The sequence below is a fragment of the Kosakonia sp. H02 genome, from assembly GCA_030704225.1.
GTDB lineage: Bacteria > Pseudomonadota > Gammaproteobacteria > Enterobacterales > Enterobacteriaceae > Kosakonia.
The window spans coordinates 4,125,061-4,146,737 of sequence record CP131915.1 but is presented as its reverse complement, the minus strand read 5'-3'; the positions used below and the strand labels follow the sequence as shown (position 1 = coordinate 4,146,737).

Here is a 21,677-nt window from a genome sequence, read left to right as displayed (position 1 = left end):
TAAATATTATAGAATTATTGACAATGAAAGGTGAGTTAAAGGACCAAGTTTCAGACTAAACCGAAGCGTAATGTAACAACCATGACGTATTCATTTTTCAAAGAGAAAAATCTGAAATATTAACGAAACGGCCTGATGTAATCGCTTTCAAATGAAATAAATCCAGGCTAAGTGAGTATAGCCGCAGATAGGAGACGTGACGGAAGGAAGCGGTATAAAACGACAAAAGGCCAGCACGAGGCTGGCCTTAAATGCACAACTGTCAGCGGATTATTTCAGGCCGGCAGCATCACGCAGCAGGGCAGCTTTGTCGGTTTTTTCCCATGGGAAGGTTTCGCGACCAAAGTGACCGTATGCAGCGGTTTGTTTGTAGATCGGGTGCAGCAGATCCAGCATCTGAATCAGGCCGTATGGACGCAGGTCGAAGAACTCGCGAACCAGCAGAGTCAGTTGCTCAGTAGCAATTTTCTCAGTACCGAAAGTTTCCACCATGATGGACGTCGGTTCTGCCACGCCGATAGCGTAAGAAACCTGGATTTCACAACGGTCAGCCAGGCCAGCCGCCACGATATTTTTCGCCACATAACGCGCGGCGTAGGCTGCGGAGCGGTCAACTTTTGATGGATCTTTACCGGAGAATGCGCCGCCACCGTGGCGTGCCATGCCGCCGTAGGTATCAACGATAATTTTGCGGCCAGTCAGACCACAATCGCCCATTGGGCCACCGATAACAAAACGGCCAGTCGGGTTGATAAAGAATTTAGTGGCGGTGTTCAGCCACTCGGTAGGCAGAATCGGCTTGATGATTTCTTCCATCACTGCTTCTTGCAGGGATTTCTGATCGATCTCTTCAGAGTGCTGAGTGGACAGCACCACGGCGTCGATGCCGACGATTTTGCCGTCGTCATACTGAAAAGTGACCTGGCTTTTTGCATCCGGGCGCAGCCACGGCAGGGTACCGTTTTTACGCACTTCTGCCTGACGCTCTACCAGACGGTGAGCGTAGGTGATCGGTGCAGGCATCAGCACGTCGGTTTCGTTCGTGGCGTAGCCAAACATCAGGCCCTGGTCGCCAGCGCCCTGTTCCAGCGGATCGGCACGGTCAACACCCTGGTTGATATCCGGAGATTGTTTACCAATTGCGCTGAGTACGGCGCAGGAATTGGCGTCAAAGCCCATGTCAGAATGCACATAGCCAATCTCACGCACGGTGTTACGGGTGATCTCTTCGATATCGACCCACGCACTGGTAGTGATTTCGCCGCCGACCAGCACCATGCCGGTTTTGACGTAGGTTTCACATGCGACACGTGCTTTTGGATCCTGCTCAAGGATCGCATCCAGTACAGCGTCGGAAATTTGGTCAGCGATTTTGTCAGGATGCCCTTCAGAGACGGACTCGGACGTAAAAAGGTGTTTTGCCATAGTAAATTTTCACCCTGGGAGTAATACGGTTAGCTCGAATTCTGTGTCCGGAAGTCTTCACGGAAATGACACAAGAAGTCTGAGTGTTAATCGGTCTGGACGGATTAACATCTGGATGGCTATTCTAGGTTACTTATTCACCTTATTGCCAGCGTTTTTTGATGTACGCCACATCCTGACACAACTGGTGACGGAAAATTTTCCTGGCAATGCGGCAAATACGGCTTTTTTATTTTGCATTTTCACCCCGTTATCGGTATAAAACGCCGCGCGCGGCTCATCTAAAAAGCGCACGGCATTGATGCTGTGTCGCCACTTCCAGCCGGGTTAAGCAGTGAATTAAATGGCTTTGGCTTGTCGCGGGTCGTCATGGCTTGCGTGGAGGTGATACGAAATAATGAACCGTCGTTTTCCGCAGAATCTGTCGCGTCGTTCTGACGTGCGTTTATTCCCCGCAACCTGCATTTCTAATCTGCAAACCTGCCGATGTTATACCCATTTCGGCGCTTCTCAGGACTCCAGGGCCGGTAAGGCATTGTGATAACTGAACAAGGGCTCTCCTGATTTTTCAGGAGTTTTCTCGTGGTTTCGCCGGGCTGTCATACTCGGGTCCGGATACGTGTTTTACAATGATATGAATCAGAAACCGGTCGCACAGTCGGTGCTTTGGCATGTTATGTCGAAAAAGCAGGCTGTTTATGGGTTGTTATCGCTATGTGTCACTGCGATAGTAGTCAACTATTTTGTCTCTGTGTTGCGTCTCGCGGCCGCCAAAAGCCGCGTGATGTTTACAGGGTATACACTTTCCTATATTGAGGTTCGCGATGTCTGACGACATGTCTTCTGTTTCGCCTTCGTCAGCAGGCGAACAAGGTGTATTACGTTCCATGCAGGAGGTGGCGATGAGCTCCCAGGAAGCCAGCAAGATGCTACGTACTTATAACATTGCCTGGTGGGGCAATAACTACTACGACGTCAACGAGCTGGGCCACATCAGTGTTTGCCCCGATCCGGATGTCCCCCAGGCCCGTGTCGATCTGGCGCAACTGGTCAAAGCACGCGAAGCGCAGGGGCAACGTTTACCCGCGCTGTTCTGCTTCCCACAGATCCTGCAACACCGCCTGCGTTCGATTAACGCTGCGTTTAAACGCGCGCGTGAATCCTACGGCTATAACGGTGACTACTTCCTGGTTTATCCGATCAAGGTTAATCAGCATCGCCGCGTGATTGAGTCACTGATTCACTCCGGTGAGCCGCTGGGTCTGGAAGCCGGTTCAAAAGCAGAACTGATGGCGGTACTCGCCCACGCGGGAATGACCCGTTCGGTAATCGTCTGTAATGGTTACAAAGACCGCGAATACATTCGCCTGGCGCTGATTGGCGAGAAGATGGGCCACAAGGTCTATCTGGTGATTGAAAAAATGACCGAAATCGCCATTGTGCTGGAAGAAGCCGAGCGCCTGAACGTGGTGCCGCGTCTCGGCGTGCGTGCGCGTCTGGCGTCACAGGGCTCCGGCAAATGGCAATCTTCCGGCGGTGAGAAATCCAAATTCGGTCTTGCGGCGACCCAGGTGCTGCAACTGGTGGAAATTCTGCGCGAGCGCGGTCGTCTGGACAGCATTCAACTGCTGCACTTCCACCTCGGTTCGCAGATGGCGAACATTCGCGATATCGCCACTGGCGTGCGCGAATCGGCTCGTTTTTACGTTGAACTGCATAAGCTGGGCGTCAATATTCAGTGCTTCGACGTCGGCGGCGGTCTGGGCGTGGACTATGAAGGGACGCGCTCGCAGTCTGACTGCTCGGTGAACTACGGCCTGAACGAGTATGCCAATAACATTATCTGGGCGATTGGCGATGCCTGCGAAGAAAACGGTTTGCCGCACCCGACGGTGATCACCGAATCCGGTCGTGCGGTAACTGCGCACCATACGGTGCTGGTCTCCAACATTATTGGTGTTGAGCGCAACGAATATACGCCCGCTATTCCGCCTGCCGAAGACGCGCCGCGCGCGCTGCAAAGCATGTGGGAAACCTGGCAGGAGATGCATGAACCGGGTACGCGCCGCTCGCTGCGCGAATGGTTGCACGACAGCCAGATGGATCTGCACGATATCCACACCGGTTACTCTTCTGGCACGTTCAGCCTGCAAGAACGCGCATGGGCTGAGCAGCTTTATTTGAATATGTGCCATGAAGTGCAGAAGCAGCTCGATCCGAGCAACCGTGCACACCGCCCGATTATTGACGAGCTACAAGAGCGTATGGCGGACAAAATGTACGTCAACTTCTCGCTGTTCCAGTCAATGCCGGATGCGTGGGGTATCGACCAGTTGTTCCCTGTGTTGCCGCTGGAAGGGTTGAACCATGCGCCGGAGCGCCGTGCGGTACTGCTGGATATTACCTGCGATTCCGACGGTGCTATCGATCACTATGTGGATGGCGATGGGATCGCAACCACGATGCCGATGCCGGAATACGATCCGGAGAACCCGCCAATGCTGGGCTTCTTTATGGTCGGTGCGTACCAGGAGATCCTCGGTAACATGCATAACCTGTTCGGCGATACCGAAGCGGTTGACGTGTTTGTCTTCCCGGATGGCAGTGTTGAAGTGGAGTTGTCTGACGAAGGCGACACCGTGGCGGATATGTTGCAGTACGTGCAGCTTGATCCGGGTAAGCTGTTGACTCAATTCCGCGATCAGGTGAAAGAGACCGGTCTGGACGATGCGCTGCAACAGCAGTTCCTCGAAGAGTTCGAAGCGGGTCTGTACGGTTACACCTATCTGGAAGACGAGTAACGTTAACGCCTGAATGAGCGGTAACGAAAGCAATCCCTTCCTCGCCTGGCGGCGCGGAAGGGATTTTTTTATCAGAAGATATTAAACGGGTATTCCGCGAAGAGGCGTACTTCGTTGCCGCCGATGTTGTAGTCGCCGGCATTGCTGGAGACGCGCAGTACGGAGTAACGCACTTTCAGTTTCAGATCTTTCGCCGGGCCATCCTGCACCTGGTACTGGATCTGGTTAAACCATTCATGCTCTTTGCCGTTGCTGGTGGCGGCGGTTTTGATGTTGTCGCCGCGCACGTAGGCAGTGGTCCAGCTCAGGCCCGGTAAGCCGAGGCCGGCAAAATCCAGCCCGTAAGAGGCCTGCCAGGAACGCTCGTCTTCGCCGTTAAAATCAGACCAGTAGGAGTTCGCCAGCCAGATGGTGTTGCCGCCATCGCCGACGCCGCCCTGATCCTGGTAACTACCATAGTGGTAACCGGTGCTGCCGCTGCTCTGCTGATAGGCCAGTTTAAAGGTGTGGATGTCCCAGATATAGCTGGCTGCCAGGCTCCAGATGGTGTTGCTGCGCCCGGTATCGAGACGCTGCGCATAGCTCTCATCGAGGCGGGAGTTGTAACCGTTGAAATCCAGAACCAGTTGCTGACCGGTGCTGAACGGTTGTTTGAAGTTCAGGCCGAGGTACTGTTTATTGAGCACATCTTCCAGATGCGAGGCGTACAGCGCGCCGCTGAACTGGTCGTTGAACTGGTAGCTTGCGCCGCCGAAGCTCAGGCTTTTCAGGCCGCTGTTGTGGCTGTCGTCACTTTTGCGCTGCTCGTCGGTGAAATAACCGGCGTTGATCTCAAGACCGTCAATCTCTTTCGAGGTCAACATCGTCCCGGTGTAGGTTTCGTACAGCAGGCGCGAGGCGTCGGAGTTAACAATCGGCAGTTCCGGGCGCTGGGTACCGTAGCTCAGCACGGTATTGGAGATACGCATTTTGGCGGTCGCGCCAAATTTCGCTAAGTCGGATTTCGCCTTGCCGTCGTTATCCTGGGCAAAGAAGTCGATACCGCCCGCACCGCTGCGACCGCGTCCGCCGTCAAGACGTACACCATATTGTGCAATACCGTCGACGCCGAAACCAACTGGCCCCTGAGTAAAGCCGGATTCGAATGTCGCGACAATGCCCTGGCCCCATTCGGCTTTATTATCGGCGCCATTGCGATAATCGCGATTAATATACGCATTGCGTAAAAAGAGATCTAAATGGCTGTCGTCAATAAACCCCTGGCTGGACGATTGCTGGCTGGCAAATGCGGGAGCAGTGGCGATAACGCCTAAAGCAAGTAATGATAATTTATTTTTCACTGAGGGAACTTCTCTGTCTGTCGAATATCAAATGGAATTACTGCGATTAAAGATAGTTACCTGAAATGAGCACGAAATCAATGCTTCTTTGACGCTCGATGTGTTGCTGTGAGCCACGAATGGCGAGATGTAGGGCGTTTTCTAACTTCAGGGGTAGACTATTTTTTATAAGGTTATATTGGCAATTGATAAGTCAGATAATATGTCCATTGCCGCAATGTTGAAATAATTCACTCCGACTCAACGTAACAGAAAATAATTACCTCTTGCGGTTTTACTTATTCATTAACATTCTGTGCGCTTAATTTGCCCATTAATGCGGTTAAATGCCGGGTGATATTTTGTGCATTATCTGGAAAAGGGGAGGCAATATTGCCTCCCGCCTGCATTATTTAATACCGTCTGCCGCCATGCGATCGCGAATATGTTGCGCGCGTTCTGCCGATGCCGGGTGATCGTCAAACATCGTACTCTGACGGCCCTCTTCCATTTTCGCCAGTTTTTCGAAGCTGGTTGCCAGCCCTGAAGGATTGATCCCGCGTTTGCGCAACAGATCGTAAGAGTAGTCATCCGCTTCGGATTCCTGACGTTGGGAGAACTGCGAGTTCACCAGTTGCTCGCCCAGTGCGCCAAGCTGTGATTGCGATAAACTCCCCACAATCCCGCCCGCTGAAGCTGCCGCAGCGCGTACCGCATTGGTGCCCAGCGCGACCTGCATCCCTTTCTTCACGTGGCCGAGCGCAACGTGGCCCATTTCGTGACCAATCACCGCTTCAACTTCGTTGTCGTTCATCATATCCATCAGCGCGCTATAGACGCGGATACAGCCGTTCGCCATCGCAAACGCATTGACGTCTTTCGCCACGTAAACTTTGTAGTTCACCGGTTGACCGTTGATGTTATCGCCAAGCGCGGCGGCGATTTTGCCGAGGCGTTTGCTGTAGTCGCTGCTCGCCGGGGCGATAGTCGCTTTGCTGTCCATCTGTTTACAGGCATCGTCACTCAGCGCTTTTACTTGCGCATCGCTCAGGGTGTAAGCCTGAAAAGCTTCCGCGCCCGACGTAAGAAAACCGTTTGAGTCCATGTTCTGACAACCGGCAAGCAGGGTTGTCATTCCCAGAGCAAGCAGGGCTGGGCGAATTTTCATTTGTTATCTTCCGCAATCAATGAGTCGTTTTTATCCCTTCACCGATTCGGACGAACCGGCGGTGAGCGTAAGTATAAAGAAGAGAACGACGGGCGGGCGAGGAGATTGCGCAACTTGCGAGCTGCTTCCAGAGATTTCTGAAGCGCAAAAGGATGCTCCATGTACATGGTTAACCGCTTGGGTTACATTGTTGGCACTTTTTTCCGGCGTAGCCCAAAACGCGCTGTCGTCAAGTCGTTACGGGAACAGCCTTAAACAGTCCGATCTGGAGTCAAAATGTCCTCACGTAAAGAGCTTGCCAATGCTATTCGTGCGCTGAGCATGGACGCGGTACAGAAAGCCAAATCCGGTCACCCGGGAGCCCCGATGGGCATGGCTGACATCGCCGAAGTCCTGTGGCGTGATTTCCTGAACCATAACCCGACAAATCCAGCCTGGGCTGACCGTGACCGCTTTGTGCTGTCCAACGGCCACGGTTCAATGCTGATTTATAGCCTGCTGCACCTCACCGGCTACGATCTGCCGATCTCCGAGCTGAAAAACTTCCGTCAACTGCACTCCAAAACGCCAGGCCACCCGGAAGTGGGTTACACCGCAGGCGTTGAAACGACGACCGGTCCGTTGGGGCAGGGCATTGCCAATGCAGTCGGCATGGCGATTGCCGAGAAAACGCTGGCTGCGCAGTTCAACCGCCCGGGCCATGACATTGTTGACCACTTCACCTATGCCTTTATGGGTGACGGTTGCATGATGGAAGGCATTTCCCACGAAGTCTGCTCCCTTGCCGGTACCCTGAAGCTGGGCAAACTGGTGGCGTTCTATGATGACAACGGCATCTCTATCGACGGCCACGTTGAAGGCTGGTTCACCGACGATACGGCAAAACGTTTCGAAGCCTATGGCTGGCACGTGGTGCGCGGCGTGGACGGTCACAATGCAGATTCCATCAAACGCGCAGTAGAAGAAGCGCGTAGCGTGACGGACAAACCGTCGCTGCTGATGTGCAAAACCATCATCGGTTTCGGCTCGCCGAACAAAGCTGGCACTCACGACTCCCACGGCGCGCCGCTGGGTGATGCGGAAATCGCACTGACTCGCGAGCAACTGGGCTGGAACCACGCGCCGTTTGAAATCCCGTCTGAAATTTACGCTCAATGGGATGCGAAAGAAGCCGGTCAGGCGAAAGAGGCGGCATGGAATGAGAAGTTTGCTGCTTACGCTAAAGCCTTCCCGCAGCAAGCGGCTGAGTTCACCCGTCGTATGAAAGGTGACATGCCGGAAGATTTCGCGGCAAAAGCGAATGAATTCATTGCGAAATTGCAGGCGAATCCGGCAAAAATCGCCAGCCGTAAAGCGTCGCAGAATGCCATTGAAGCCTTCGGCCCGCTGTTGCCTGAATTCCTTGGCGGCTCCGCTGACCTGGCACCTTCCAACCTGACGCTGTGGTCTGGTTCGAAAGCGATTAATGAAGATACTGCCGGCAACTATATTCACTACGGCGTGCGCGAATTCGGCATGACCGCGATTGCCAACGGTATCTCCCTGCACGGCGGTTTCCTGCCGTACACCTCCACCTTCCTGATGTTCGTTGAATATGCGCGTAACGCCGTGCGTATGGCGGCGCTGATGAAGCAGCGTCAGGTGCTGGTTTACACCCATGACTCCATTGGTCTGGGTGAAGATGGCCCGACGCACCAGCCGGTTGAGCAGGTGGCTTCCCTGCGCCTGACGCCAAACGTCAGCACCTGGCGTCCGTGTGACCAGGTGGAATCTGCGGTGGCGTGGAAATACGGTGTTGAGCGCCACGACGGCCCGACAGCGCTGATCCTCTCTCGTCAGAACCTGGCCCAGCAAGAGCGTACTGAGCAGCAACTGGCGGATATCGCTCGCGGCGGCTACGTGCTGAAAGATTGCGACGGCCAGCCGCAGCTGATTTTCATTGCTACCGGTTCTGAAGTGGAACTGGCGGTTGCGGCCTGGGATCGTCTCTCTGCCGAAGGCGTGAAGGCGCGCGTGGTTTCCATGCCGTCTACTGATACTTTCGACAAACAGGATGCCGCGTACCGTGAAGCGGTATTGCCGAAAGCGGTCAGCGCGCGCGTAGCCATCGAAGCCGGTATTGCTGACTTCTGGTGCAAATACACCGGCCTGAACGGCGCGGTTGTCGGTATGACCACGTTTGGTGAGTCTGCTCCGGCAGAACTGTTGTTCGAAGAGTTTGGCTTCACCGTGGATAACGTGGTCGCCAAAGCGAAAGAACTGCTGTAATCGTCATTGCCCGGTGGCGCTTCGCTTACCGGGCCTACAAAATCCCGTGCCGGATACGGTGAAAGCCGCCATCCGGCACGCATACGATATACCCTTCCCAATTTCGCCACTTCTGATTTAGTCCCTCGTCACAGCACGACTCACGGTATTGATCAATGCGTAAAAAATATACTGGATATCCATCCAGTAAGTTGTATAATAATTCTGCATGTTATTCGAGGTGAGAGTAAGTAAGGAGTAAACCTATGGTGATACCTGGTGAAAATCTGCATTCGCAAAATGTACTGGCAACCATCAGCAGCCGCGAAATCGCAACGTTAACAGGCGTTACCCACGGCGAAGTGAAGCGGATGGTGAAAAGCCTGGAAACCGCGCATCGTCTTTCCCAGCCGGTGAACGCGAATGTTTACGAGCGAGAAGGTGAGATGCGACAGGAGTTTTTGCTCAATAAACGGGACTCATTGCTGACGGTTGCGCGCCTCTCGCCGGGCTTTACTGCGGAAATGCTCGATCGCTGGCAGGAGAAAGAAAAGCTTATCAGCCTGCCTGATTTTACCAACCCGGCGGCGGCTGCACGTGCCTGGGCCGAGCAATATGAAAAGCGTCAGCGTGCGGAAGCGTTGCTTGCGCTTTCCGCCCCAAAGGCGGCGTTTTTTGACAGCTACGTCAGGGTTGAGGAATCGCTGGGTTTTCGCCAAATCTGCAAAATGCTGCGGGTGAAGGAACCGGTATTCCGCAGCTTTTTGCTGGAGCGCAACATCATGCAGCGCGTCAACGGTACGCTGATGCCACCGCAGTATCACATTGATGCGGGGTATTTCACCGTGCATGGCGGCGTAGGTGAGAACAAACGCAGTTGGTCTCAGGCGCGTTTTACCGCAAAAGGCGTGGAATGGGTGGCTGACCTGTGGGCAAAACAGCTCTCTTCGTTGCCGGTTGAGATGCCGCGAGCAGAACGTACCGAGCCTAAGACGCCAGAACGCAGCTGGTTTTAGCCATTATTAAGAAAGGATTTTGCTGGAAGCAACATTGTTCCAGTCAATGAATCTTGCAGGGACGCATTGTTGCGTATTACTCATTTCCCTCACCTTTTCCCTTCAGAAAGTTCGTCATGGTCTTGTCAATTATTCCTGCAAAAATGTGACGCAAGTCAGATTACTGGCGAATCCGTCTGGACAATCATTCCTTTTATTCCACGTTTCGCTTATTCTAGCTGAAGCGTTTCAGTCGACTAAATGTTCGACAAATAACCAAACAGATGCAGTTCAGGCAGGCGAGGATTCCCCTCAAGTGGTTGCTGGATTACTCTGTCATCCACTTCAGGCCGGCTAGCCTCGCAGGAGAGTTATGACCGTACGCATAGCGATTAATGGTTTCGGTCGCATCGGGCGCAACGTGGTTCGTGCTTTATATGAATCCGGGCGTCGCGCAGAGATCACCGTGGTGGCAATCAATGAACTGGCGGATGCCGCAGGCATGGCGCATTTATTGAAATATGACACCAGCCACGGACGTTTTGCCTGGGATGTTCGCCAGGAGCGTGAGCAACTGTATGTTGGCGATGACGTTATTCGCATTCTGCATGAGCGAACCATTGCGGCGCTGCCCTGGCGCGAGCTGGGCGTAGACGTGGTGCTGGATTGCACCGGCGTATACGGCAACCGGGCAGATGGCGAAGCGCATCTGGCGGCGGGCGCGAAAAAAGTGCTCTTTTCCCATCCTGGCAGCCACGATCTCGACGCGACAATTGTGTTCGGCGTGAATCAGGACACGCTACGTCCCGATGACCATATCGTCTCCAACGCCTCCTGCACCACAAACTGTATTATTCCGGTGATAAAACTGCTCGACGATGCTTACGGCATTGAGTCGGGAACGGTGACAACAATCCACTCGGCAATGCATGACCAGCAAGTGATTGACGCTTACCATCCCGATCTCCGCCGTACGCGTGCAGCCAGCCAGTCAATTATTCCGGTCGATACCAAACTGGCGGCGGGCATCACCCGTATTTTCCCGCAGTTTAATGACAGATTCGAAGCGATAGCGGTGCGCGTGCCAACGATCAACGTCACCGCTATTGATTTAAGTGTTACGGTGAGGAAACCGGTAAAATCCTTTGAAGTCAATGCGTTGCTGCAAAAAGCAGCGCAGGAAGCATTTCATGGTATAGTTGACTATACGGAATTACCGTTGGTTTCAACCGATTTTAACCACGATCCGCACAGCGCCATCGTTGATGGTACCCAGACGCGGGTCAGTGGGGCGCACCTGATTAAAACCCTTGTGTGGTGCGACAACGAATGGGGCTTTGCTAACCGTATGATCGACACAACGTTAGCAATGGCGGCAATCAGTTTCAGGTAAGGCACGTAGGTGCCTGCAAAACTTTAAGAATCAACGAGAGGATTCACCATGTCTGTAATTAAGATGACCGATCTGGATCTGGCAGGTAAACGCGTTCTTATCCGTGCGGATCTGAACGTGCCGGTTAAAGAAGGGAAAGTGACCAGCGATGCGCGTATTCGTGCTTCTCTGCCGACCATCGAACTGGCTCTGAAACAGGGCGCTAAAGTGATGGTCACTTCTCACCTGGGTCGCCCGACCGAAGGTGAGTACAACGAAGAATTCTCTCTGCTGCCGGTTGTTAACTACCTGAAAGACAAACTCTCTAACCCGGTTCGTCTGGCGAAAGATTACCTCGACGGCGTTGAAGTTGCTGCCGGTGAGCTGGTCGTTCTGGAAAACGTTCGCTTTAACAAAGGCGAAAAGAAAGACGACGAAACGCTGTCGAAAAAATACGCTGCGCTGTGCGATGTCTTCGTCATGGACGCATTCGGTACTGCGCACCGCGCGCAGGCTTCTACTCACGGTGTGGGTAAATTCGCCGAAATCGCGTGTGCAGGCCCGCTGCTGGCAGAAGAACTGGACGCGCTGGGTAAAGCACTGAAAGAACCGGCTCGCCCGATGGTTGCTATCGTCGGTGGTTCTAAAGTTTCTACTAAACTGACCGTTCTGGACTCGTTGTCCAAAATCGCTGACCAGCTGATCGTGGGTGGCGGCATCGCGAACACCTTCGTTGCTGCGCAAGGCCACAACGTCGGTAAATCCCTGTACGAAGCGGATCTGGTAGACGAAGCAAAACGCCTGCTGGGTACATGTGATATCCCGGTTCCGACTGATGTTCGTGTCGCGACGGAGTTCTCTGAAACCGCAACCGCAACGCTGAAATCTGTAGCTGACATCAAAGATGATGAGCAAATTCTGGATTTGGGCGATGTTTCCGCGCAGAAACTGGCTGAAATCCTGAAAAACGCCAAAACTATTCTGTGGAATGGTCCGGTTGGTGTGTTCGAATTCCCGAACTTCCGCAAAGGTACTGAAATCGTGGCTAACGCTATCGCCGACAGCGACGCGTTCTCCATCGCAGGCGGTGGCGACACGCTGGCCGCTATCGACCTGTTCGGTATCTCTGACAAAATTTCCTACATCTCCACTGGCGGTGGCGCATTCCTCGAATTCGTGGAAGGCAAAGTACTGCCGGCAGTCGCTATGCTCGAAGAGCGCGCTAAGAAGTAAGTTCCGACAGGGCGGGGAAACCCGCCTTATTTTCAGCGCGCTTTAAGGCACGCATTTTTTCCAGGCCAAAGATAAAGGGCTACGTAAATGTCTAAAATTTTTGATTTCGTAAAACCTGGCGTCATCACCGGTGATGACGTTCAGAAAGTGTTCCAGGTAGCTAAAGAAAACAACTTTGCTCTGCCGGCAGTTAACTGCGTCGGTACTGATTCCATCAACGCCGTTCTGGAAGCAGCAGCGAAAGTTCGCGCACCTGTTATCGTTCAGTTCTCTAACGGCGGTGCTGCATTTATCGCTGGTAAAGGCGTGAAAACCGACGTTCCTCAGGGTGCGGCGATTCTGGGCGCAATCTCTGGCGCGCATCACGTTCACCAGATGGCAGAACATTACGGCGTACCGGTCATTCTGCACACTGACCACTGCGCGAAAAAACTGCTGCCGTGGATCGACGGTCTGCTGGTCGCGGGTGAAAAACACTTCGCTGCAACCGGTAAACCGCTGTTCTCTTCTCACATGATTGACCTGTCTGAAGAGTCTCTGGAAGAGAACATTGAGATCAGCTCCAAATACCTGGCGCGTATGTCCAAAATGGGCATGACGCTGGAAATCGAACTGGGTTGCACCGGTGGTGAAGAAGATGGCGTGGACAACAGCCACATGGACGCTTCTGCACTGTACACCCAGCCGGAAGACGTTGATTACGCTTACACCAAACTGAATGCAATCAGCCCGCGTTTCACCATCGCTGCTTCCTTCGGTAACGTACACGGTGTGTACAAACCGGGTAACGTAAAACTGACCCCGACGATTCTGCGCGACTCTCAGGAATATGTTTCTAAGAAACATAACCTGCCGCACAACAGCCTGAACTTCGTATTCCACGGCGGTTCCGGTTCTTCCGCGCAGGAAATCAAAGACTCCGTAAGCTACGGCGTTATCAAAATGAACATCGATACCGACACCCAATGGGCAACCTGGGAAGGTATCCTGAAGTATTACAAAGAGAACGAAGGCTACCTGCAAGCTCAACTGGGCAACCCGAAAGGCGCAGATCAGCCGAACAAGAAATACTACGACCCGCGTGTATGGCTGCGTGCTGCGCAGACCAGCATGGTCGCTCGTCTGGAGCAGGCTTTCAAAGAACTGAACGCGGTAGACGTTCTGTAATTTACGCCTCGCTTTAATGAAAAGGCCCGCAATTTGCGGGCCTTTTTTATTGAGAATTCAATAGGCTGCCGACCAACAGAAAATGTGATCGATTTGGCGAAATTGCCGCTTTATGGTTACCCTTTATGGGTCTGTCCTTGATGGCAAGGGGCGTTTTTCCCGTTTTGGAACAACAGAAGGAAGCACGAATGGAAGATCTTAACGTTGTCGACAGCATCAATCATGCAGGCTCCTGGCTGGCGAACAACCAGGCACTGCTGTTGAGCTATGCCGTTAATATCGTAGCGGCTATCGCAATCATCGTTGTCGGTATGATTGTGGCACGCATTGTCTCGAATGCCGTTAATCGTCTGATGCGTGCAAGACACATTGACGCGACCGTGGCGGATTTTCTTTCCGCACTGGTGCGTTACGGTATCATCGCCTTTACCTTGATTGCTGCGCTGGGGCGCGTGGGCGTACAAACCGCCTCGGTGATCGCCGTCCTCGGTGCCGCCGGTCTGGCTATTGGTCTGGCGCTGCAAGGTTCGCTCTCTAACCTGGCGGCAGGGGTTCTGTTGGTGACGTTCCGTCCGTTCCGCTCGGGTGAGTATGTCGATTTGGGCGGTGTGGCCGGCACGGTGTTACAGGTGCAGATTTTCTCCACTACCTTGCGTACTGCGGATGGTCGTATCGTTGTTATCCCGAACGGCAAAATTATCGCGGGCAATATTATTAACTTCTCCCGCGAGCCGGTGCGCCGTAACGAATTTATCATTGGCGTGGCGTATGACTCGGACATAGATAAAGTCCAAAGCATTCTGACCGAAATTATTCAGGCCGACGATCGCATCCTTAAAGATCGTGAAATGACAGTACGCCTGAATGAACTGGGCGCATCCTCCATCAACTTTGTGATTCGTGTCTGGAGCAACAGCGGCGATCTGCAAAACGTCTACTGGGATGTGCTGGAGAAGATTAAGCGCCGTTTTGATGAAAATGGTATTAGCTTCCCGTACCCGCAGATGGATGTGAATTTCAAACGCGTGAAAGAGAAGTCTGAGCAATAACCCTGAAGGTCGGCACTGCCGACCTTTTTAATACCCTGCATTATTAGTATCACTGATTAATGATTAAAATTATCAATTTCCTCTAATGATTTCTCCGCGCTATAGTCAGCTTCCTGAAACAACTTGACGGAAATATGACGTGTTATCTTATTATTTTCAGGGGCTTATGCTGGGTGCGGCGTTGATCCTTCCTCTTGGGCCGCAGAATGCTTTCGTCATGAACCAGGGGATCCGTCGGCAGTATCACATCATGACGGCGCTGCTGTGTACGTTGAGTGATGTGGCGCTGATCTGCGCTGGGGTGTTTGGCGGCAGCGCGCTGCTGATGCAATCCCCGTGGTTGCTGGCGCTGGTGACCTGGGGTGGAGTCGCATTCCTGTTGTGGTACGGTTTTGGCGCGCTGAGAACGGCGCTGCGCAGCAATATTGAACTGGCAAGTGCGGAAACCTTGCGGCAGGGGCGCTGGCGCATTATCGCCACCATGCTGGCGGTGACCTGGCTTAACCCGCATGTTTATCTCGACACCTTTGTGGTGCTCGGCAGCCTGGGCGGCCAACTGGCGGCAGAACCGAAGCGCTGGTTTGCGTTAGGCACCGTCAGCGCCTCATTCCTATGGTTCTTTAGCCTGGCCTTGTTGGCGGCGTGGCTGGCTCCGCGTTTGCGCACCGCAAAAGCGCAACGGATTATCAATACGCTGGTCGGCCTGGTGATGTGGTTTATCGCCTTTAAACTGGCGCGGGAAGGCGTACACCATTTGCAAGAATTATTCAGATAAGGTAAGTCCGATGGACAATTAAAACTGAGCGGCTAAGCTTGCTGCCAGGCGTCTGCGGACGTATTTAAGCAACATGGAGGAGCAACTGTGAAATGTAAAGTGATAGCCCTGGCGGCAATAATGGGTTTTGGCGCAATGGCAGTACAGGCAAACGAATTGCCGGATGGCCCGCATATTGTCACAACGGGCACGGCAAGCGTGGATGCAACCCCGGATATCGCCACCCTGGCGATTGAAGTGAACGTCGCCGCAAAAGACGCTGCATCAGCTAAAAAACAGGCGGACGATCGCGTTGCGCAATACCTGAGCTTCCTTGAGCAAAACGGCATTGCCCGCAAAGATATCAACTCTGCGAACTTACGTACTCAACCCGATTACGATTACCAGAACGGCAAAAGCATTCTGAAAGGCTACCGCGCCGTACGCACGGTGGAAGTCACTCTGCGTGAACTGGATAAACTCAATTCCCTGCTGGATGGCGCGCTGAAAGCGGGTCTGAACGAAATCCGCTCTGTCTCGCTGGGCGTTGCACAATCGGAGTCGTTCAAAGATAAAGCCCGTAAAGCGGCGATCGATGACGCGACGCGCCAGGCGCAGCAGCTGGCTTCTGGTTTTAATGCCAAACTCGGTCCGGTTTACAGCATTCGCTACCACGTTTCCAATTATCAGCCGAGCCCGATGGTTCGCATGATGAAAGCAGATGCGTCGGCACCGGCTTCCGCGCAGGAAACCTACGAACAACCAACAATTCAGTTTGATGATCAGGTTGATGTTGTATTCCAGCTTGAGCCTGCACAGGCGCAGCAACAGACCACAACGGCGGCGAAGTAATCCTGTAAGCCCTCTCTTCCTGGCTGGGAGAGGGTTTTTTCTCAATCCTGGCGCAACACTCTGTGCCCAAACTCCAGCAGCGCGTCTGTCACATTACGCATCATGCGGCTTTCCGGCGCAAAACGGTGCCAGTAAAGCATCCGACGTTGCAGCAAGCCCGGCGTCAGGTCGATAAGCTCGCCGCTGGCCAACTCTTTTTCAATTTGCAGATGCGGGATCATGCAGCATGTCGTGCCCTGGCGCGCCAGTTGCACGAACGCTTCGGACGAGTTGACGATATGGCAAGGTACGCTGCCCGGCGGTAAATCGAAATATTGCTGTAAAAACGCCTGATGCATATCGTCGAGATGGTCAAACGCCACGGCGGGGGCTTTCAGCAGCGCCGGGCGGGTAACGCCGTTGGGAAAATAGCGGTCAGCGAACTCTTTCGAACCGACAAACAGGTAATCCAGCGCGCCCAGTTGATCGACCAGACAGCTTGGCAGCGCCTGAGACTGAATACTCACTGCGCCCACCACTTCACCGCGACGCAGGCGTTCCTGGGTACGGGTTTCATCTTCTACCTGCAAATTCAGGCGAATAGGGGAATCAACTAAAACCGGTGCCAGCGCCGGCAGCAGCCAGGTTGCCAGACTATCGGCGTTGACCGCCAGCGACAGCAGCAGCGGGGTGGAGCCGGTTTGTTCGTCGCCGAGCCACTCTTCCTCCAGCAACTCAACCTGGCGCAGCAGCGCTAATAGTTTTTGCCCCTGCTCGGTAGGGCGCGGCGGCACGGTGCGCACCAGCAATGGCTGACCAAACATATTCTCAAGCTGTTTAATACGCTGCGACACGGCGGACTGAGTAATACATAGCTTTTGGGCGGCACGCTCAAACCCACGCTCACGAATAACCGCATCAAGTGCCTGTAGTGTTCTGTAGTCCGGACGTTTCATTGCTTGCGCAGTCTCCTGAAAAAATAGCCTCCCGCACTATGACATAAATTTCTGTTTGTGGCAGACGAAATTGGCTGTCGCGTAATGTGACACGGGTCACAGGGACTTTTAGGGGCAGGGTGTTTTATAATGCGCCTGAAATTTCACACCACAGGTGAACGACCATGACGCAGGATGAACTCAAAAAAGCAGTGGGCTGGGCAGCGCTCAAGTATGTTGAACCCGGCACTATTGTTGGCGTAGGCACTGGCTCCACCGCGGCACACTTTATTGACGCGCTGGGCACCATGAAAGGCCAGATCGAAGGCGCAGTTTCCAGCTCGGATGCCTCCACTGAGAAACTGAAAAACCTTGGCATTCATGTGTTTGATCTCAATGAAGTGGATCGCCTGGGCATTTACGTTGATGGCGCGGACGAAATCAACGATCAGATGCAGATGATCAAAGGCGGCGGCGCGGCGCTGACGCGCGAGAAGATCATCGCCTCGGTAGCCGATAAATTTATCTGTATTGCGGATGCCTCCAAGCAGGTTGCGATCCTCGGCAAATTCCCGCTGCCGGTAGAAGTCATTCCGATGGCGCGCAGCGCAGTGGCTCGCGCGCTGGTCAAATTGGGCGGTCGCCCGGAGTATCGTCAGAATGTGGTGACGGACAACGGGAATGTGATCCTTGACGTTTATGGCCTTGAAATCCTCGACCCGATTGCGCTGGAAAACAGTATTAACGCGATTCCGGGCGTTGTTACGGTCGGGCTGTTTGCTAATCGCGGCGCGGATGTCGCGTTGATTGGTAGCGCCGAAGGTGTCAAAACCATCGTGAAATGATCTGACGGGGAGGCGCGCGCCTCCCTGTAAAAAATCTGCGATCGGCAAATTTGGTGATATCTGTCACGTTTCTTCTCCTGATCTAAGATCCCTGCCGCTATGTTCTTCTTTCTCAGCATTTTTCTCTGCCATTTCCCGCTGGATGACATTTCTTCAGTCACCTGACGCAAACGTTCATATTGCCGCAATAGTTTTTTTTGATATGTTGGCTAACGCGGTTTGCAATTCGCAAAACATCACAGCTAAGTCAAAAACAGGGTCGGGGAAATGGCAAAGGTATCACTGGAGAAAGACAAGATTAAATTTCTGCTCGTTGAAGGGGTGCACCAGAAAGCGGTCGAAAGCCTTCGTGCGGCGGGTTACACCAACATTGAATTCCACAAAGGCGCGCTGGACACGGCGCAACTGAAAGAGTCCATCCGTGATGCTCACTTTATTGGCCTGCGATCCCGTACTCAACTGACTGAAGATGTCATCGCCGCGGCGGAAAAATTGGTCGCCATCGGCTGTTTCTGTATCGGTACCAACCAGGTCAACCTTGATGCGGCTGCCAAACGCGGCATTCCGGTATTCAACGCGCCATTCTCTAACACCCGTTCCGTCGCCGAATTGGTGATTGGCGAGTTGCTGCTGCTGATGCGCGGGATCCCGGAAGCAAACGCTAAAGCGCACCGCGGTATCTGGAACAAACTGGCGGCCGGTTCGTATGAAGCGCGCGGTAAAAAACTGGGCATCATCGGTTACGGTCATATCGGTACGCAACTGGGTATCCTCGCTGAATCGCTGGGGATGCACGTTTTCTTCTATGACATTGAAAACAAACTCCCGCTTGGTAACGCCACCCAGGTGCAGCACCTTTCCGATCTGCTGAACATGAGCGATGTGGTGAGCCTGCATGTGCCGGAAAACGCGTCGACAAAAAATATGATTGGCGTCGAAGAGCTGGCACTGATGAAACCGGGTGCGCTGCTGATTAACGCCGCACGCGGTACGGTGGTGGATATTCCGGCTTTGTGTGACGCGCTGAAGCGCAAACATCTGGCGGGCGCGGCGATCGACGTCTTCCCGACAGAACCTGCAACCAACAGCGATCCGTTTGATTCGCCGCTGTGCGAGTTCGACAACGTACTGTTGACCCCGCATATCGGTGGCTCAACGCAGGAAGCGCAGGAAAATATCGGCCTGGAAGTCGCCGGTAAATTGATCAAATATTCCGACAATGGTTCAACGCTGTCGGCAGTGAATTTCCCGGAAGTTTCTTTGCCGCTGCACGGTGGCCGCCGCTTGCTGCATATCCACGAAAACCGCCCGGGCGTGCTGACCTCGCTCAACCAAATCTTCGCCAGCCAGAACATCAACATCGCGGCGCAGTATCTGCAAACCACGCCGTATATGGGCTATGTGGTGGTGGATATTGAGGCGGATGAAGACGTGGCGCAGAAAGCGCTGCAAAGCATGAAAGCCATTCCGGGAACCATCCGTAGCCGTCTGCTGTTCTGACAGGCGTTAAACGTTCCTCTCCCGTCCGGGAGGGGAACTTACCACTCCCACACTTTAGACGGTGTCACTACCGCAGGCAGCGGGATATCCCATTTCTCGACGGGCAATGTGTCCACGCGCTGGCAATCATGCGCGTAGCCGACCGGTTGCAGGTTATATCTACGCCAGTTTTGTAAGGTGCGATCGTAAAAACCGCCGCCCATGCCTAAACGCTGCCCTTGGTTATCAAAGGCTACCAGCGGCGTAATCAACACATCAAGCTGGCTTAATGGCAGCACATCACGCACATCCAGTTTAGGTTCCTGAATTTTCAGGCGGTTAATCACCAGTTCGCTGCGCGGATGATAGTGCATAAAAAGCAGGTTCCCGGGGCTAAAAGGATGCAGTACGGGAAGGAACACACGTTTGCCGCTGCGCCAGAGTTGCTCTATCAGCGGTTGGGTGTCGAGTTCACCATCAAACGAGAGAAACAGCGCAACGGTGTGCGCCATTACCACTGGCGGCCAGGCCATCATGTGGGCTGCGGCGCGCTCGGCAAAATGCACCTGCTGCTCGCGGGTAATTTCCCGGCGACGCTTGCGAATAATTTTGCGGATTTCTTGTCGTGACGACGAGGGTAAATCAGGAAGTTGCGTCATGGTAGTTGTAAAGAAAGAGGGGAATCTCCGAGATGCCGCCGCAGGCTGTAACCCTTGAACCCTTGGTTCAAGGTGAATGTGTCGTCACAGTCTTAAGGCTTCTCGGACGAACCGAGCATGCTCACCAACCATGGAGCGCCACATTCTTGTGGTATGAAATATCGGCTCAGGGGACTGGCCCGCTTGCAAACATCTCAGAGAAATTTTTAACTTCACGGTCACTCTACCATAGTAGACCCTGAAGCGTTATTCAAACTTCGGTCCCGGCCTTTCTGTTATGCGACCCTGATCAAGCAATGCCTGTTCGATGGTCTGCTGTAACATCCGAATACGCTGTTCCATGCTGGCGGCGTATTCGCGGGTTTTTGCCTTTTCCTGAGTCAGCTCGTAACTGATGTTCAACGCGGCGATAAACACCAACTGCTCAGTATTTGTGACTCTAGTGCGTACCTTGAGATCTTGCAACCGCTGATTCAGATCTTCCGCAGCCTGATTCAGCGCATCTCGCTGCTCAGGTGGGCAGTTCACTCGCAGTGAACGGCCAAAAATTTGGATATCGACGGGTTGTGCAGACATGCCACCTTCCTGCTGTTTGACTGCGCTCTGCCTTCGCATTCGAGCCCTGGGCTGCGAAGGGGCGACACTATAAGCGACCCTGGTCCGTGCTTTCAAGTTTTTTGCGTCTATACCTTAAGTAATCAGGGTACATGCAAAGGCATGTAACGTGAACCATCACGGGTATATCACCAGGGGCCAAAGTGGTAGCATATCATGAATATTCCCCCCAACGACGACGAATGCGCATGTCAATACAGAACGAAATGCCTGGTTACAACGATGTAGGCCAGTTACTCAACCAACAAGGCGTGGGATTGCTTCCTGCTGAAATGCACGGGCTTATCGCGGGGATACTCTGCGGCGGTAATAAAGACAGTTCATGGCAGCCGCTGCTGCATGATTTAACCAACGAGGGGCTGGCTTTTGGCCACGAACTGGCGCAGGCGCTGCGCAATGTGCATGCCGCCACCAGCGACTCCCTCGAAGACGATGGTTTCCTGTTTCAGCTCTATTTGCCGGATGGCGATGACGTCAGCGTGTTTGACCGCGCCGATGCGCTGGCCGGTTGGGTGAACCATTTTCTGCTGGGCTTGGGGGTCACACAGCCGAAGCTCGACAAAGTAACGGGCGAAACCGGCGAAGCGATTGATGACCTGCGCAACATCGCGCAACTGGGCTACGACGAAGACGAAGATCAGGAAGAGCTGGAAATGTCGCTTGAAGAGATCATCGAATACGTCCGCGTTGCGGCACTGCTGTGCCACGATACCTTCACGCGCCAGCAACCGACCGCACCGGAAGTGCGCAAGCCAACGTTACACTAATTTTCCAGGAGGAGGT

Annotated in this window: 18 protein-coding genes and 1 other RNA gene; 12 read left to right on the top strand and 7 right to left on the bottom strand. The window is 53.5% G+C overall.

What is annotated here, in order from left to right:
* Positions 1-270: 270 nt before the first annotated feature.
* Entirely contained in the window at positions 271-1,425 is a 1,155-nt protein-coding gene (metK, locus tag Q5705_19435; protein ID WLI76712.1) for a methionine adenosyltransferase, read from the bottom strand.
* 824 nt (positions 1,426-2,249) lie between these two features.
* On the opposite strand from metK, the gene speA reads away from it, so the two are divergent.
* A complete protein-coding gene (gene speA, locus Q5705_19430; GenBank protein ID WLI76711.1) occupies positions 2,250-4,226 on the top strand; it encodes a biosynthetic arginine decarboxylase in 1,977 nt (658 codons plus the stop codon).
* A gap of 71 nt (positions 4,227-4,297) precedes the next feature.
* On the opposite strand, the gene Q5705_19425 is transcribed toward speA, so the two are convergent.
* Positions 4,298-5,566 (bottom strand): OprD family outer membrane porin, encoded by a 1,269-nt coding sequence (locus Q5705_19425; GenBank protein ID WLI76710.1) that lies wholly within the window; start codon positions 5,564-5,566, stop codon positions 4,298-4,300.
* Between the two features lie 388 nt (positions 5,567-5,954).
* Positions 5,955-6,713, bottom strand: coding sequence for a M48 family metallopeptidase (locus tag Q5705_19420; protein ID WLI76709.1), 759 nt, complete (start codon positions 6,711-6,713; stop codon positions 5,955-5,957).
* A 276-nt stretch (positions 6,714-6,989) separates the two neighbouring features.
* Here Q5705_19420 and tkt point away from each other — a divergent pair, with 276 nt between their 5' ends.
* The 8 genes from tkt to Q5705_19380 all read left to right on the top strand — a co-directional run bounded on the left by tkt (position 6,990) and on the right by Q5705_19380 (position 16,382).
* Complete coding sequence (gene tkt, locus Q5705_19415; GenBank protein ID WLI76708.1) at positions 6,990-8,981, top strand: transketolase; 1,992 nt, start codon at positions 6,990-6,992, stop codon at positions 8,979-8,981.
* Between the two features lie 245 nt (positions 8,982-9,226).
* Positions 9,227-9,976: a phage antirepressor KilAC domain-containing protein gene (locus Q5705_19410; protein WLI76707.1), complete on the top strand. Its 750-nt coding sequence runs from the start codon at positions 9,227-9,229 to the stop codon at positions 9,974-9,976.
* 352 nt (positions 9,977-10,328) lie between these two features.
* Positions 10,329-11,348 carry an erythrose-4-phosphate dehydrogenase gene (gene epd, locus Q5705_19405; protein WLI76706.1) on the top strand — a complete coding sequence of 340 codons (1,020 nt, stop codon included), beginning with the start codon at positions 10,329-10,331 and terminating at the stop codon, positions 11,346-11,348.
* A gap of 48 nt (positions 11,349-11,396) precedes the next feature.
* Complete coding sequence (gene pgk / locus Q5705_19400; protein ID WLI76705.1) at positions 11,397-12,560, top strand: phosphoglycerate kinase; 1,164 nt, start codon at positions 11,397-11,399, stop codon at positions 12,558-12,560.
* An 87-nt stretch (positions 12,561-12,647) separates the two neighbouring features.
* The gene (gene fbaA, locus Q5705_19395) at positions 12,648-13,727 is read left to right on the top strand and encodes a class II fructose-bisphosphate aldolase (GenBank protein ID WLI76704.1); all 1,080 of its coding nucleotides are present in this window, start codon (positions 12,648-12,650) and stop codon (positions 13,725-13,727) included.
* Between the two features lie 188 nt (positions 13,728-13,915).
* Positions 13,916-14,776: a small-conductance mechanosensitive channel MscS gene (locus Q5705_19390; GenBank protein WLI76703.1), complete on the top strand. Its 861-nt coding sequence runs from the start codon at positions 13,916-13,918 to the stop codon at positions 14,774-14,776.
* Positions 14,777-14,915: 139 nt separating this feature from the next.
* The gene (gene argO, locus Q5705_19385; GenBank protein ID WLI76702.1) at positions 14,916-15,551 is read left to right on the top strand and encodes an arginine exporter ArgO; all 636 of its coding nucleotides are present in this window, start codon (positions 14,916-14,918) and stop codon (positions 15,549-15,551) included.
* 87 nt (positions 15,552-15,638) lie between these two features.
* On the top strand, positions 15,639-16,382 hold the full coding sequence (locus tag Q5705_19380) for an oxidative stress defense protein (GenBank protein ID WLI76701.1): 744 nt from the start codon (positions 15,639-15,641) through the stop codon (positions 16,380-16,382).
* 41 nt (positions 16,383-16,423) lie between these two features.
* Here Q5705_19380 and argP read toward each other — a convergent pair whose 3' ends face one another.
* Entirely contained in the window at positions 16,424-17,317 is an 894-nt protein-coding gene (gene argP / locus Q5705_19375) for a DNA-binding transcriptional regulator ArgP (GenBank protein WLI76700.1), read from the bottom strand.
* 164 nt (positions 17,318-17,481) lie between these two features.
* Between argP and rpiA the strand changes: the two genes are divergently transcribed.
* Positions 17,482-18,141: a ribose-5-phosphate isomerase RpiA gene (rpiA, locus tag Q5705_19370; protein WLI76699.1), complete on the top strand. Its 660-nt coding sequence runs from the start codon at positions 17,482-17,484 to the stop codon at positions 18,139-18,141.
* Between the two features lie 267 nt (positions 18,142-18,408).
* Positions 18,409-19,641, top strand: coding sequence for a phosphoglycerate dehydrogenase (gene serA / locus Q5705_19365; protein WLI76698.1), 1,233 nt, complete (start codon positions 18,409-18,411; stop codon positions 19,639-19,641).
* A 38-nt stretch (positions 19,642-19,679) separates the two neighbouring features.
* Here serA and Q5705_19360 read toward each other — a convergent pair whose 3' ends face one another.
* The 3 genes from Q5705_19360 to zapA form a co-directional block, all read right to left on the bottom strand.
* Positions 19,680-20,279, bottom strand: a complete 600-nt coding sequence (locus Q5705_19360; GenBank protein ID WLI76697.1) for a 5-formyltetrahydrofolate cyclo-ligase — start codon at positions 20,277-20,279, stop codon at positions 19,680-19,682.
* Positions 20,280-20,299: 20 nt separating this feature from the next.
* A non-coding RNA gene (gene ssrS, locus Q5705_19355) (6S RNA) lies at positions 20,300-20,483 on the bottom strand.
* Positions 20,484-20,525: 42 nt separating this feature from the next.
* Complete coding sequence (gene zapA / locus Q5705_19350) at positions 20,526-20,855, bottom strand: cell division protein ZapA (protein WLI76696.1); 330 nt, start codon at positions 20,853-20,855, stop codon at positions 20,526-20,528.
* A 227-nt stretch (positions 20,856-21,082) separates the two neighbouring features.
* On the opposite strand from zapA, the gene Q5705_19345 reads away from it, so the two are divergent.
* Positions 21,083-21,661 (top strand): YecA family protein, encoded by a 579-nt coding sequence (locus tag Q5705_19345; protein WLI76695.1) that lies wholly within the window; start codon positions 21,083-21,085, stop codon positions 21,659-21,661.
* The last annotated feature ends 16 nt before the right edge of the window (positions 21,662-21,677 follow it).